This is a genomic window from Chitinophaga fulva (assembly GCF_012927205.1).
In the GTDB taxonomy this organism is placed as follows: Bacteria; Bacteroidota; Bacteroidia; order Chitinophagales; family Chitinophagaceae; genus Chitinophaga; species Chitinophaga fulva.
This window is the reverse complement of record NZ_JABBGC010000001.1, coordinates 139153-154527: the sequence shown is the minus strand read 5'-3', so window position 1 is coordinate 154527 and position 15375 is coordinate 139153. Positions and strand designations below refer to the sequence as shown.

The 15375-nt window shown below is 48.0% G+C and carries 12 protein-coding genes; 9 read left to right on the top strand and 3 right to left on the bottom strand.

Annotation, left to right across the window (positions count from 1 at the left end):
* Nucleotides 1–87: 87 nt before the first annotated feature.
* From HHL17_RS00705 to HHL17_RS00690, 4 genes are read left to right on the top strand one after another with little or no spacing between them, the layout of a single operon-like run.
* Nucleotides 88–666 (top strand): glucosaminidase domain-containing protein, encoded by a 579-nt coding sequence (locus HHL17_RS00705; RefSeq protein WP_169222902.1) that lies wholly within the window; start codon nt 88–90, stop codon nt 664–666.
* 22 nt (nt 667–688) lie between these two features.
* Nucleotides 689–2107 (top strand): SGNH/GDSL hydrolase family protein, encoded by a 1419-nt coding sequence (locus HHL17_RS00700; protein WP_169222901.1) that lies wholly within the window; start codon nt 689–691, stop codon nt 2105–2107.
* Entirely contained in the window at nt 2079–3359 is a 1281-nt protein-coding gene (locus HHL17_RS00695; RefSeq protein ID WP_169222900.1) for a GDSL-type esterase/lipase family protein, read from the top strand. The genes HHL17_RS00700 and HHL17_RS00695 overlap by 29 nt, the downstream gene beginning before the upstream one ends.
* Nucleotides 3346–4830 carry an MBOAT family O-acyltransferase gene (locus tag HHL17_RS00690; RefSeq protein WP_169222899.1) on the top strand — a complete coding sequence of 495 codons (1485 nt, stop codon included), beginning with the start codon at nt 3346–3348 and terminating at the stop codon, nt 4828–4830. The genes HHL17_RS00695 and HHL17_RS00690 overlap by 14 nt, the downstream gene beginning before the upstream one ends.
* 82 nt (nt 4831–4912) lie before the next feature.
* Here the strand turns inward: HHL17_RS00690 and HHL17_RS00685 are convergent, their stop codons facing one another.
* Nucleotides 4913–5827: a helix-turn-helix transcriptional regulator gene (locus HHL17_RS00685; protein ID WP_169222898.1), complete on the bottom strand. Its 915-nt coding sequence runs from the start codon at nt 5825–5827 to the stop codon at nt 4913–4915.
* Between the two features lie 172 nt (nt 5828–5999).
* Between HHL17_RS00685 and HHL17_RS00680 the strand changes: the two genes are divergently transcribed.
* Entirely contained in the window at nt 6000–7328 is a 1329-nt protein-coding gene (locus tag HHL17_RS00680) for a porin (protein WP_240975060.1), read from the top strand.
* 7 nt (nt 7329–7335) lie between these two features.
* On the opposite strand, the gene HHL17_RS00675 is transcribed toward HHL17_RS00680, so the two are convergent.
* Nucleotides 7336–8394: a sensor histidine kinase gene (locus HHL17_RS00675; RefSeq protein WP_169222897.1), complete on the bottom strand. Its 1059-nt coding sequence runs from the start codon at nt 8392–8394 to the stop codon at nt 7336–7338.
* A gap of 167 nt (nt 8395–8561) precedes the next feature.
* Nucleotides 8562–9245: a response regulator transcription factor gene (locus HHL17_RS00670; protein ID WP_078670142.1), complete on the bottom strand. Its 684-nt coding sequence runs from the start codon at nt 9243–9245 to the stop codon at nt 8562–8564.
* Nucleotides 9246–9512: 267 nt separating this feature from the next.
* On the opposite strand from HHL17_RS00670, the gene HHL17_RS00665 reads away from it, so the two are divergent.
* From HHL17_RS00665 to atpE, 4 genes are all read left to right on the top strand, one after another.
* Complete coding sequence (locus HHL17_RS00665) at nt 9513–11714, top strand: hypothetical protein (RefSeq protein ID WP_169222896.1); 2202 nt, start codon at nt 9513–9515, stop codon at nt 11712–11714.
* 186 nt (nt 11715–11900) lie between these two features.
* Nucleotides 11901–13661 (top strand): ABC transporter ATP-binding protein, encoded by a 1761-nt coding sequence (locus tag HHL17_RS00660; RefSeq protein WP_169222895.1) that lies wholly within the window; start codon nt 11901–11903, stop codon nt 13659–13661.
* Nucleotides 13662–13903: 242 nt separating this feature from the next.
* Nucleotides 13904–15079: a F0F1 ATP synthase subunit A gene (gene atpB / locus HHL17_RS00655; RefSeq protein WP_169222894.1), complete on the top strand. Its 1176-nt coding sequence runs from the start codon at nt 13904–13906 to the stop codon at nt 15077–15079.
* A gap of 37 nt (nt 15080–15116) precedes the next feature.
* Nucleotides 15117–15374, top strand: a complete 258-nt coding sequence (gene atpE, locus HHL17_RS00650) for an ATP synthase F0 subunit C (RefSeq protein WP_078670146.1) — start codon at nt 15117–15119, stop codon at nt 15372–15374.
* Nucleotide 15375 lies beyond the last annotated feature (1 nt).

Sequence of the window (15375 nt, the reverse complement as noted above, 5' to 3'; positions counted from 1 at the left end):
GTGATGTGTGATCATCGTTGATATGTGAGGTAAGTAATGATGCTGAAAACAAACAACAATCTTTCACCTGTAACAAAGAATACTCCTATGAGAAAGGTAACAACCTACATCAAACGGTCAGTATGGGTATGTGCGGTGCTTTTATTGCTGATGCTCAGCAATGTTGGGTATGCTCAACAGTCCACGAGTAATTATCTGAAGAAATTTAAACCGGTATCTGTAGAACTCATGCAGGAAACCGGCGTTCCGGCCAGTGTTATCCTTGGGGTAGCCATGCTGGAATCCGGCACAGGTACCAGCAGAAATGCCAAATTGCTCAACAACCACTTTGGTATTGTCGGAAAAAACAACCTGTCAAAGACAGCCCCCGGCACAAAATCCCGGTATAAGCAATACGCTTCTGCCGTAGCCTCCTACGAACATTTCGTGGAAGTGCTTGCCAGAAAGAAATGGTTCAGCCAACTGAAAGGTAACCCTGAATTCGCAGTATGGCTCAAACAAATGAATCACAGCGGCTATTCCTCTGCCGGTCATGAATGGATCAGAAGAGTGACTGCTATTATAAACCGTTACAAACTATATAAACTGGACGAAGGAATGGATAGCGTGGCACGGAGCTCTTCCTGGTTAACCGTAGGCATGCAGCCAGCAACCAACGACCAGTGAGTGTGCTAATCGACTCGAAAATATGTCTGGCGAAAACAAGTCTGCCTACCCATTTTTTATTATCGTAGGATCATTGGTGTGCCTGGTGATATTCTCCCAGCTCAACTTTAGTTTTTCATTTAAAGATTTTCAATTCCGTCGCCTGGACATGTTGTCAGAACTGCGGACGTCCGGAACGGAGAAAGATAAAGGAACGCTTACTGCTGTTAAAGATGGCAGTAAGCGTTCTCATGCCGACTCTACGGCAGCGGCCGCCGGGACAACACCCGCAGGCGCCGCTGTCAACCCGGATGCGGTCTATGATTTTATGTCATACAAAGGCATTCTGAACTACGCTGCCCTGGAAACAGGCAACAGCGATGCCGGACTGGACCGCTTTATGGCAGCGCTCAAAGAACTGAAATCAGGTAAACGTAAAAAGGTACGTATCGCCTATTTCGGCGATTCCATGATCGAAGGCGATCTCATCACCTCCGACCTGCGCGACAGCCTCCAAACCTTCTTCGGCGGCGCCGGCGTAGGGTTTGTACCCATCACCTCCGTGGTGGCCAGCTATCGCACCACCATCACGCACACCTTCTCGCGTGACTGGAAAGATTACCATTACAAAAATTCACCACCTTCCAATATTGTACTCGGCCTGTCCGGCCACACCTTCTACCCGGGAGGCGACAGCTGGATAAAATATACACCGGTTAAAAAGCCGCGCCTCGACAAATTTGACGAGGTATCCCTGCTGTATGGCCCGGCCGAAGCAACTACTGTGAACATCAATGACAAGCCTTACTCCCTGTCCGGCAACGCACAGGTGAACAAGCTGGACTTCCGCCAGGATACCGGCGCAGGCGGCATCACCATCAAGTATGGCGGCGGTGCTACCGCTCCTTTCTATGGCGTTTGTTTTGAAACTGACAACGGCGTGTACGTGGATAACTTCTCATTCCGCGGCATCAGCGGCGTAGAGCTCGGGCACCTGTCTGCCGACATGGTGCGGCGCATGCAACAGGAACGCCCCTACGATCTCGTAGTGCTCCATTACGGCGCCAACGTACTGTTTCGCCCCGAACTAACGGACTACAGCTGGTACGAAAGACCCATGAAAAAAGTGGTAGACTCGCTCCGTAGAGATCTGCCGGGAACTTCTTTCCTGATCGTAGGCACGGCAGACAAATCCTATCGGAAAGGGGACCACTACATCACCGCACCGGGCGTGGAAGCCCTGCTGAAAGTACAGCACGACCTGGCTACCACCTATGGTACTGCTTACTGGAACCTCTATGCTAACATGGGTGGTTCTGGCTCCATGGTGAAATGGGTGGAAGGAGATACCACACTGGCCAATAAAGATTATACACACCTTAACCGACAGGGAGCGGCCAAAGTGGGGGCGCTGCTGTATAAAGCTATTATGAATGATTACAGGCAGGGAGAACAACCGTAGAAAAGGTATAGCAGCAGTACTGGTACTGTTGCTCGCCACATTTACCACCTATGCGCAACCGCAGGCTAACGTGATCCAGCAGGATACCGCCCTGTACCGCGCATTTGAATCGCTGTATCATGCAGACAGTAATGTGGTTTCCATACTTCATCTCGGAGACTCCCATGTTCAGGCCGGCTATTTCCCACTGGCCACTGCAGCCCTGTTGCAACAACAGTTTGGCTACGCCGGCAGAGGATATGTTTTCCCTTACAATGTAGCAGGTACCAACGGTCCGGAAGATTATCGCTGGAACAGCACCGTCCGCTGGACCATGGAAAGGGTGATAGACCGCTACAAGCCACCAGTGCTCGGCCCCGGCGCTATCGCCATCCAGACACTGGTACAGGCCCCGGCACTCTCGTTTGCCGGCAAACAGGATGGCACAATGGACAACAACTTCCGGAAAGTGCAACTGTTCTACGATGCGGCTACCGACAACAATACCATCTTCAGTCCCGACGCGGCACAGATAACGGTAACGGGCACACCGTTTCCAGGTACCCCGACCATCAAAATGGCGACCCTCGATTTCCTTCAGACTTCCCAAACATTCCAGGTACGCTGGGAGAATCCCAATAACCTGCCCTTCCGTTTCTATGGGGCAGTATTACAAAACGGCCGCGATGGTGTGCTGTATCATAGTGTAGGCATCAATGGGGCTATGTACCAGCAGTATAATGATCTCAACAGCATCCTGCTGGGACAAATGGCCGTACTCCATCCCCGCCTGGTGATCATCTCCCTGGGTACCAACGAAGCCTATGGCCGTTTTGATCCGCTGGCCTTCCGGGATGAAATAGATAAGACTGTACAACTGATACGTGAACAGGCGCCCGCTGCAAGCATCCTGCTGACCACGCCACCCGACTGTATGAGGGCCGTGAAAAAAGCGGTCCGGAAAAAAGTAGGCAAGAAAAAATACCGTACCTACTATACCACCTCGTATTATCCCAATCCTTACATTGCCATGGCAACGCAACAGATTACAGGATATGCCAGGCAACACGGTATCGCCTGCTGGAATTTCAACGCGGTAAACAAAGCGGAAGCCGGCCGGTTTGCAGGTGGATGGGCCCCGGACCATATTCACTTCAGTACAAGAGGATACCAATTACAGGGACAGTTGCTGTATGAAGCGCTGCAACAGTCCTACAATCAATATTTACAGGTAAAAAAGAAAAACCCAGTCAACTCGGATGATCGACGTTAATAAGCTGCTTGCCCAGCTGCTGTACAATCCATCAGACCCGGTACTGTTTAACAGTGCCTTCTTCTTCTATTTTTTTGCTGTCTTCCTGTTGTGCTACCTCGCTGTAAGCCGCAGTCAGCAGGGCAGGGTATGGGTGTACACCATCTTCTCCCTTTATTTCTTTTACAAAGCCTGCGGTTTTTATGTGGGCCTGGTGGTGCTATCGGCCATCGTGGACTTTAACCTGTCGCGATGGATTTATCATACTACCAGTCAACAGGTCAAAAAATCACTGCTGATATTTAGTATCATCCTGAACATTGGGCTGCTGTTCTACTTCAAATACACAGACTTCTTTATCGGCATCATCAATGACGTTACCAACGGGCATATCACGCCGTTGCACCTGTTGCTGCCGATCGGTATTTCGTTTTATACTTTTGAAAATCTCAGCTATACGATTGACGTGTACCGGGGAGAAATTAAGCCGGTGAACCGTTTCATGGATTACCTCTTCTTCCTGTCTTTCTTCCCTAAACTGATGATGGGCCCTATCGTGCGTGCGGCTGACTTTATTCCGCAAATCCATCAGCCATACCGGTTGAACGGGGAAGATATCGGTAAAGGAATGGCCCTGATCGTGGGTGGATTGTTTAAGAAGATCGTTATCTCCGACTTTATCTACCAGAACTTTGTTCAGTATATTTTTGATGATCCCAGCAAGCACACCGGGCTGGAATGCCTCCTGGGCGTATATGGATATGCGTTAGTGATCTACTGCGATTTCTCCGGATATTCAGATATGGCGATTGGTATTGCACGGTGGACAGGCTTCAAGATCCCGCCTAACTTCGATTCACCCTATCAGAGCGCTTCTATTACAGAATTCTGGCGCCGCTGGCATATTTCCCTGTCCAGCTGGCTGCGCGACTACCTGTACATTCCGCTGGGTGGTAACCGCAAAGGCAAGGTGCGTCAATATATCAACCTGGCACTGACCATGTTGATCGGCGGTTTCTGGCATGGCGCCAGCTGGAACTTCATTTTCTGGGGAGGCATGCATGGCGCCGCCCTGGCCATAGACAAGGTGCGTATCGATAGTCAGAAAAAGCGGAAGACAGCAACAACCGGCCTGAAGGCCAGTCTGCTGAAAGTAGGCGGTATCCTGCTGACTTTCCACTTCGTATGTTTCTGTTGGATATTCTTTAAGGCTTCGACCTTCCATGATGCCTGGTCGCTCATACACCAGATTGCGTATGACTTCCAGCCGGGTATCTTTATGGAGCTGTATACCGGTTACACCGCTGTGTTCTGGGTAATGCTGCTGGGTTTTGTGCTGCATTTTATGCCTGCAAAGGCAGAAATGCGGATGGCCGGAGTACTGGGCCGTATGCCGTTGGTGGGTAGTATAGCCGTGATGGTTATCTTCATCTGGCTGCTGGTACAGGTAAAGAGCACGCAGCCCATGATTCCGATCTATTTTCAATTTTAATATTTAGTCATTTGATTATTTAAAGGAAGCTTTGGCATACTTCAAATAGTCAAATACCTAAATAACAAAATACCTAAATGGACTATTTCTGCCAGGGGATGTAAATCTCCGATACGCTCGGTTCCGGCAGCGAAATAAAGAAGTGGTTGGTCCGCATATAAAAGTGTCCCTGCCGGCAATTGGCATTAATGAATTTATACATGGGAAGTCCCGCCTCAGCAAAACTGAGCGGGACTTCCAGTTTTTTATAGTGTCCTTCCCCGATTTGTCTGTCTACCAGCCGGTAACGCTCCTTGTATTGGGTGATAAGCTGGTAATGTGCCATGGTGTTGGCGGGTGTGTTGGGCAACAGCAGACCTACATACATCATCATGCGGTCGTAGGTGGTAACGGGTACCACATCAAGCGTACCGGTGATGATGTGGGCATCTTCCATGGCCAGTTCGGTGGTCAGATCACGGAGCTGCCGGGAATAGCGGGCCATAGAGGCCACCATCCCTTTTACCGGGTCGTTGCCGCTGGGCAGGATATTGTAGTAAAGGGTACAGTCGGGCAACCTGCAATCAACCGTGTTCTCCATGTTGAAATATTCCGGGAAGTCTTGTTGGGAGGCTGTGGCAATCCGGGTTTGTTCCAATGTGTGCCGTTCAGCCGGCATGTAATCCTGGTTTCGGAGTCCGCTGGGGCTGATGTTAAACCAGCTTCTGATGGCTTTCGCAAACGATTCGCCGGAGTATCGGCACTTTTCACTGATTTCATTGATGGAAAAGTTGCTGTGGCGAAGATAGCCTACGCCGGCTTCCAGGCGGGTGCGTTTCACATACCTGGCGTACGGTTCGCCCTTTAGCGAGGAGAATTTATGCGAAAAAATGTCTTTGGACACGGACAGCATATCTGCCACCGCCTTCAAACTGATGTCTATGAGGGAGTTGTTATGGGCATAGGCAATGGCTAGTTGAACTTTCCATTCCCAGTGTTCCCGGGTAGTTGTTTTCATAAGTAACATAATCCATCATCAATTTAGCTTTTTGGCCCCGGTTTACGATCGGGAGCATAACGGATTAACGAGGGATTAACCGGGCCGGAGCTATCCGGAAGAACCTGTTTCGGGTAGCTCTTCTGTAAATATCTCCCTGAAAATCCTACTTTTGCGCAAATTTTTTGCGCAGATGCGACTGTTCAGATCCTTGCTGCTGATGGCAGTGTTGTTGGCGTCCTTTACGTCCGTAAAGGCACAGTTTCTCATGGATATGATTGATACCACCACTGAACTGGGAAAAGGTATGATCTCCATGTACCATAAGTACGACGCCTTGCGCTTTAGCGGTTATATTCAGCCACAGTTCCAGCTGGCACAGACCAGAGGAATCAGCAGTTACGCCGGCGGCGACTTCCCCGATGCAGTTAACAACCGGTTTTCATTGCGCCGTGGCCGTATCCGGGTAGACTATGAACGGTACAACAATGAGGATATGCCAGTGGTGCAGTTCGCATTCCAGTTTGACGGGACCGAGCGGGGCGTATTTATCCGCGATTTCTACGGACGGGTATTTGATACAAAATTCAACCTCTTCTCATTGGCTGGTGGTATGTTTGCCCGGCCTTTCGGATATGAGGTGAACCTGTCATCGGCCGATCGTGAAACGCCGGAGCGCGGGCGGATGTCGCAGATACTGATGAAAACGGAGCGTGACCTTGGCGCCATGGTTTCCTTTGAGCCACGCCGTAAAGATCATCCCCTGCGGTATCTGAAAGTGGATGTTGGCCTGTTCAATGGACAAGGGCTTACTGCCACCTCAGACTTTGACAGCCATAAAGATCTCATCGCCCGCATTGCCTGGAAACCTTATCGCTTCAAAGGCAGCAAATGGATATTATCAGGAGGCGTGTCCGTACTGTATGGGGGTATGCAGCAGTTTACTCCTTCCATTTACCGGATGGGCACTATAAACGGGCAGAAAGCATTTGCGCTGGATTCCAACACCTTGAATGTAGGCCGGATTGCGCCGCGTCACTACTACGGCGCTGATGTGCAACTGAGAATTCCTAATGGACCTAAGAGAGGATATACCCAATTCCGGGCGGAATATATTCGCGGCTCACAAACCGCTACTGCCGCTACAACCGAAACACCAGGGGTTATCCCGGTGGATGCGCAGGGGCGTAAACTACCGCTGTACATCCGGAATTTTGACGGCGCCTACCTGTATTTCATCCAGAATCTGGGGAGCGAAAAACACCAGGTTGTTGTAAAATACGATTGGTATGACCCCAATAGAGAAGTGAGTGGTAAAGAGATTGGCGCGCCCGGCTCCAACCTCACGGCAGCGGATATCCGCTATAATACGTTGGGATTGGGATACCTGTACTACGCCAACGAACACATGAAATTCATGGTGTATTATGACCGGGTGGAAAATGAAAGCACCAGTCTGCCGGGTTATACCACAGATGTCAAAGACAATGTGCTTACCTGCCGGATGCAGTACCGGTTTTAGTATCCGTTTACAACATAGACTCTTTGCCGGCTTCCATGGTGAAGCCGAAAGTGCTGCCGATTTCCGGTTTGCTGCGTACTGTGATGGACTGGTCGTGAGCTTCCACGATGTGTTTCACGATGGCGAGGCCCAGACCGGTACCACCGATATCGCGGCTGCGGGCGCGATCGGTACGGTAGAAACGTTCAAACACGCGTGGCAGATGCTCTTCCGCCATGCCGATACCATCGTCTGATATTTCCACCAGTACACGTTTGCCATCCATATTGTAGATGCTGGCCACCGTATGGCCATCGGGTTTACCATATTTGATGGAGTTATCGACCAGGTTGATCAGTACCTGGCGGATTTTCTCTTTGTCGGCCAATACAGGGATCGGTGCTTCACAACCTTTTTTGATATTGAATTTGATGCCTTTGGTATTGGCTTTCAGGGAGAGTGTGTCGAATACGTCTTTCACCAGGTCCTGGATCACAAATGTTTCTGCGTTGATGGTCATCTCACCGCTTTCCAGTTTGGATATTTCGTCGAGATCATCGAGGAGGCGGCACAAACGGTCAATATTTTTGGTGGCGTTTTTCAGGAACATTTTATTCACCGCAGGATCTTCCAGCGCGCCGTCCAGCAAGGTGTGGATATAACCCTGTACCGCGAAGATGGGTGTTTTCAGCTCATGGGAGAGATTGAGCAGGAACTCTTTACGGAAAGCCTCGTTGCGACGAAGATTGTCCAGTTCTTCTTTTTTCTGGCTGGCCCATTTCTCCACGTCTTCACTTACTTCCTCGATGGTTTTCAGGGGAAGGATATTCTTCTGGAAGAATTCTTCTCTTTTAGAAGCTTTTGTCTGATAGATAAACTTATAAATGAGTTTAATTTTCCGGTAGATGAAATTCTGCAGGGTGTACAGATAAAGATAGTAAGACACCAGGAAGGTGAGGACAAAGGCTCCCAGCATTACTTGCCAGTTACCATCCACCAGCAGGCTGCCCAGCGCTATAATGGCCGACAGGATAAGGGCGGTAAATCCCGCCAGTTTCTGCGGGGACAGGTTTTTAGCTTTAAACATACTCCAAAGTGAGTAATTAGAATAATAATGGGAAATTACTTTAAATTTCTTTCTCGCCATAAAAAAGCCATTCGCCGTCAACAGAAAGTATCAACGGGTAACAATAGTTCTGGTGCAGGAAATGTGGTTTCCGTCAGTAACAATAGGGGTAAGGAGGTTTTCCGTGCTTACATTTCAAATTTATATCCTACTCCTTTCACAGTGGTGATCAGGTCGATACCTATTTTCTGCCGGATCTTACGAATGTGTACGTCGATGGTACGGTCACCTACGATTACTTCTGTGCCCCATACCTGATTCAGGATTTCGTTGCGAAGGAATACACGGCCTGGTTTGGAGGCGAGCAACTGTAACAGTTCAAATTCCTTTTTAGCGAGAATGATGTCCTGGCCTTTATATGTAACCGTGAATTTCTCCCGGTCAATAATGAGGTCGCCCAGTTGCACGGTTGTTTCTTCTGCTTTGTGCAAACGACGGAACAATGCATTGATGCGGCTTACCAGTAATTTAGGTTTAATAGGTTTGGCGATGTAATCATCGGCGCCCATGTTTAAACCGTCAATTTCAGATTTTTCATCGTTCAGGGCTGTGAGAAACAGCACCATGGTGTCTTTGAAGTCTGGGATTTTTCTAAGTTCGCGACAGGTATCGATGCCGTTTTTGTTGGGCATCATAATGTCCAGCATAATGAGGTCTGGCCGGAATATTTTCGCTTTCTGAATAGCCTCGCTGCCGTCTTTGGCTGTTACGGTTTCGTAACCCGCCGTTTTTAGATTGTAGCTGATAATCTCCAGTATATCCAACTCGTCATCTACTACCAGTATTTTTCCTGCAACCGCTTGGTCTACCATAAAAATTTGCTTTTTAAAAGACGGCACAAAATTATAGAGCCGGTTCCGTGATTAATGGAAAATTAACATTATGAAATTGTTAATTCAATACCACTCTTATTCACATTGAATAACAGCAAGTTACACAGAATTCTCGGGTAGTATGATATGTTGTTGTTTTTACATCCGTATTCTTCTGATTCTGATGTGTTAGAGATGAAAAGCGTGCAGCTATCATAATTTGGTTGTAAATTTGCTATCTGGTCGAAGTGAAAAAGTACATCTACAATGAGAAAAATTCTACTTCTGTTAATGCTCGTTGCTTCTCAAAGCAGCTGGGTGCACGCACAAAGCGGTCATGTACAGATACCTATCAACAGGCAGGGACTCCATGACAACATTGACAAAGAACAAGCCGCAGCCTCCAAGTTTGATGGTAAGGCAGACGATTTTGTGAAGGTGTCTGAAGATCAGACAATCAATCTCCAGGTCACCAATGCCATCATGAAAGAAGTGGACGACATGCAGCTGGAAATAGAGCGCGATTCCTCTCTGGACCATCGTCTCAAAGTAAAATACCTCACTGGTCTTTATGCTGTCCTGAAAGATTATAACCAGAAAAGGGCCCGTGGCATCATTGAACCGGAAGAAGCCCCGGCGATGATCAACGCTTACCGCGATATGATGCGGGCGGATATCAAAGGGAAAAGCATTGCGCCTTATATCAAGCACCTTTCTTTTGGAGGCTCCGAACGTATTATCGAAATCTTTCGCGATAACCAGGGCTATAAAGATGCAAGAGGAGAAGTATTCTCCAAATACGCTTTTAATAACCTGGAAACCGTTATGCCCAAGTTACAGGCCTACCTGGACTTTCCGGGAACAGACTCCATCATTGCGGCGGTAGCCCGTAAATACCCCAACCAGGTACTTACCTATGCTACTTCCTATACACCCATGGCCAATGTGATCAAAAGAAACCAGGACCCTGTGGTGCAGCTGATTGTCCGCATCGGCCAATCCCCTCAGAGCACCAAAATCCTGCCTTTCATTGATCAGTTGATGGACGGCTCCATCTCCGTGGAAAAACTGGAAAAGGTCGTAGACAACGATTACCAGTACTACAAACAGATGGTGAAATCCATGATCGCACTGCAGAAAATGAAGGCCGAAGGCGGCAATCCTTTCGGTATGAAAGCTATGATGGAAAACATGCAGGCCAAATCACTGCTGTATATCCGCGAAGTAAACGACTTGCATGAAGATCCGGCCAATGTACGTTTCCGCATTGTAAAAGACTTTACGCCGGAAGAACTGTACTACCTGATCATCAACGGTCAGGAAGAACTGTACACTTCCAGCTATACCAATCATAACAACGCCGGTTTGTATGACCAGATGATGGTGCGTATGAAACCGCCACGCGGCGACAGTTTACTGATGATGGTCAACTTTGACCGCTTCAAGAAATTCATCGCGATGGCTGCCGGTTTCAACACCCTGGACAACTTCCTGAAATCCATGGCGCCAGAAAACTCCAACTACCTGATGCAGAAGTATGTGCAGAACCTGGAGAAAACCGAAGACCTGGAAGACGCTGTGGACGTGGCCAACTCTTTTGGCAGCATCCGTGAAGAGAAACTGCTCAACTTCCTTCGTGCAGAAGTGAAGAAAAACCTGGCTTATGTCAAGAAGCATAACGACAGAAGAGGCACTGTTATCTACCAGCTGCTTACCAGCTTGTTTGAAACAGAGTCTGCCAAAGGGGAGAACGATTCCTCCAAAGCCACTGACATTGCAGCTGAACTGTCACTGCCACCGATCAACTATGTTGGTTTCAATACCCTCCAGAATGATAGCGGCCGTGTATACCAGCAGGTGTTTTTCTATGGCGATAAAGACGGACAGGAATCTTACGCCAGCTTTATGACCAACTTCCCGTCTTCTGAATGGAGAGCGGTAAAGAACAAATACTGGGTAACCATCACCTCGCTGAAAGGCAAGCCTACTACCATCTACGCCAATCTGCCGATAGATGAGCCGGGCGATAAAGAAGCCATCCAGCGGCTGTCTGAATACCTGGATGAAAATGATATTCATCCAACGATATTTATTCACCGTGGCCACAGTTATCATATCAACACTACGCTGGACAACCTGCAAAGTTCTGCCAAGATCGTGGTGCTGGGCTCCTGCGGCGGATATCACAACCTGGCCACCGTACTGGAGAAATCTCCTGAAGCGCACATCATTTCCTCCAAACAGGTAGGTACCCGTTTTGTGAACGAACCTATCATCCACAGCCTGGAAGATGTGGTACGTGCCGGTAAAAATGTGGACTGGGTAATCATGTGGGCGCAGCTGGCCAAAAAGTTTGCACCGGATGCCCGTAACCGGGAACTGTTCAGCGACTATGTGCCGCCGCACAAAAACCTGGGCGCCATCTTCATCAAGGCCTACCGCCAGATCATGAAAGATGAGAAGAAATAGCTAAAAATATTTAGGGATTTTTTGATTTACGATTTTTTGATTTTTAAATAAAGAAGACCGAAGCGAGTAGGAAAATCGCTTCGGTCTTGCTGTTTTATCAATCTACGAAATCAAAAAATCGTAAATCAAAAAATCCCTAAATATTTTGGTAGGTTTGTTATATAGTTTAGTCTAAACCTCGTTCCTTTGGAAAATCTGGCCGTAAAGAAAGTATTTGATTTCAGTTTACTACGACGCATCTTCACATTTGCGGCGCCTTACAAACGGGCATTGTACCTGTCTATGGTGATGACAGTGATCTTCGCCGTGATCTCCCCGCTAAGGCCCTATCTGATTCAGGTTACCGTTGATAAATATATCGCCAACCAGCTATTGCAGATGCTGGTGACCGTCACCATTGTTCAAATCGCTTTACTGGCCGTGGAAACAGTCGTACGGTTTTACTTTTCGTACCTGACCAACTGGCTGGGACAGTCTGTGGTAAAAGACCTGCGGGTAGCGGTATATAAGAAGATCGTTCACCTGAACCTTGCGTTTTTCGATAAAACCCCGATTGGAACGCTGACCACCCGTACCGTAAATGACATTGAAGCGATCAATGATGTGTTTTCAGAAGGGATTATTTCCATCGTCTCCGATCTGCTGACCATTCTGGCGATACTGGTGGTGATGTTCATTGAAGACTGGCGTTTGACGCTGGTCAGCCTGTCGCCCTTCCCGATATTGATTTTTGCCACTTATGTTTTTAAGGAAAGCGTGAATAAATCATTTTACCGGGTGCGTAATGCCGTGTCGGCACTCAATGCCTTTGTGCAGGAGCATCTGACCGGTATGGTGGTAGTGCAGGCTTTTACCTCGGAGAAGCGGGAGCATGCCCGGTTTAAGCAGATCAACAAAGAGCACCGCAGGGCCAATATTGACGCCATTTTTGCGTATTCCGTGTTTTTCCCGGTGGTGGAAATCATCCTGGCCATTTCGCTGGGGCTGATGGTATGGTGGGGTTCCAACAAGGTACTGAACTACGAAGTGACCCAGGGGGTGATGATCGCCTTTATCATGTACCTCAACATGCTGTTCCGGCCGCTGCGTATGCTGGCTGATAAATTCAATACCCTTCAAATGGGGATGGTGGCCAGTGAGCGTGTGTTCAAGATACTGGACAACCAGGATTATATTCCGGACAGGGGCCATGAAAAGGGAGACCAGATGAAAGGCGCTATCACGTTTGATCATGTGTCTTTTGCTTATGTAGATGACCGTTATGTGTTGAAGGATGTTACCTTCCATGCCAATCCTGGCGATACGGTAGCGATCGTGGGGCATACCGGTTCCGGTAAGACCACCATTATCAGCATTCTGAACCGGTTGTACGAAATCCAGAAGGGCAGTATTAAGATTGATGATATTGAGCTGCCGGCTTATTCGCTGGAGGCATTACGCAGCAGGATAGGGGTGGTATTGCAGGATGTCTTCCTGTTTTCCGGTTCCATATACGATAACATTACCTTGCATAACAAGGCTATTACCCGGGAGCAGGTAGAAGAAGCTTCCCGGTTGATCGGGATACATGATTTTATTATGCAGCTTCCCGGCGGGTATGATTACCAGGTGATGGAGCGGGGAAGTACGTTGTCTTTAGGGCAGCGTCAGCTGATTTCCTTTGTGCGGGCATTGTTGTACAACCCGGCTATTCTGATCCTCGATGAAGCTACTTCTTCCGTAGATACCGAATCCGAGATGATGATCCAGCAGGCTATTGACAAGCTGATAGCAGACCGGACCGCGGTGATCATCGCGCACCGGTTGTCTACGATCAGCAAGGCGGATAAAATCATTGTGCTGGACAAGGGCGAGATCAAGGAGATGGGGACCCATGAGGAATTGCTGAAGCTGGAGGGCTTTTATTACAAGCTGCACAGTATGCAGTTTAATGCCAATAAAGTATAGATTGTCAGCTACTGCAGCCCTGACGCAGTTACCGATACCTAGCTTAAATAACAAAAAAATATATATGGCAGATCACTAAAAGATCTGCCATTTTTTATGTTCTTTTCTTGAGAAGCGGTAGGTTTTGGGAGCGATTTAAAGTGTTGGGTATCAATATATTTACATTATACCCATCATTTTTTCCATAGTCGCTGAATTTTTGACATAAAAACGTTTATCTTTGCGCAAAATTTCAGAAAACGGTGATTTCTTTCAATAAGTTCAAACACAGAGTGGTAGCACTTGTGATGGTTTTAGGCCTTCACGGTTTTGGTAATTTTTCCTATGCAGCGCCTGCAGAAGGTTCCGAACATGCAACAGAGGGGCATGCAACTGAACAGCCTGCTCATGGTGAGGAAGCAGCAGAACCTAAAAAATTTGATGCTAAGGAAGTAATTCTGGGTCACGTAAAAGACGCTTATGACTGGCACTTTTTCAGCATTGGCGACTCACATTACACTGTGCCGCTGCCGGTTATCATCTACAGCCCTGCACGTGGACTTTCTGTATTTTCCGCTTCTCATTTCCATCATGGTCATGAGGCGTACGAGGGTTACCGTATTGTGAATGCACACTACCTGCATGAAAAGGGCCTGGACCCGGCTAAATTCCTGGAAGGCAGAGTGATCGCTGTAGACGGTAACGACATGCCTACCGGTGAGACCATCTACGATTTCTCCATGACGAAGAACGTTACATCCATGCTGATTGCGGCCATACTGCTGATCGTGTTGATGCTGAATGTAGCAAAAGCTTACCGTGTACGTGGTTCCAAGAAAGCGCCTAAAGGCTTCCAGAGCCTGGTGGAGCCGGTGATCATCTTCATGCGTGACGAGGTGGTGAAACCAAACATCCCTGGTAAAAAAGGTGAAAAGTATGTTCCGTTTATACTGACTATATTCTTCTTTATTCTGATCAACAACCTGTTGGGCCTGCTGCCGGGTTCTGCCAACGTAACCGGTAATATCGCAGTAACTTTCGCACTGGCGCTTATCAGCTTCATTGCTACCATGTTTGCCACTAACAAACATTTCTGGGGACACATCTTTAATCCTCCTGTGCCTTTTGGTGTGAAGATTATCCTGGCTCCGGTAGAGCTGATCGGTGTGTTTACCAAGCCTGTTTCCCTGATGATCAGGTTGTTCGCCAACATTCTGGCAGGTCACATCATCATCCTGAGTATTATTTCCCTGGTGTTCATATTTGGTTCTCTGAATAAAGTAGCTGGTTATGGCTTCCTGCCGTTAACCATTGTCTTCAACATCGTAATGATGATGCTGGAGCTGCTGGTTGCATTTATTCAGGCGTTTATTTTTGCCAACCTGACAGCTGTATTCATTGGCCAGGCCATGGAAGGTGGACATGATGACCACCACTAATCAATAGTAATTTCTTAAATACAAATACATATTCATTATGGCACTTTTGACTGTTTTATTGCAGGCTGCTGCTGCATCTGGTTTAGCTAAAGCTGGTGGTGCTGTTGGTGCTGGTATCGCTGCTATCGCTGCTGGTATTGGTGTAGGCAACATTGGTAAAAGCGCTCTGGAGTCTATCGCTCGTCAACCAGAAGCTGCTAACGACATCCGTGCAAACATGATCCTGGCTGCTGCGCTGGTTGAGGGTGTTGCCCTCTTCGGTGTAATCGCTGGTCTGCTGGCGGTAGTTCTGTAAG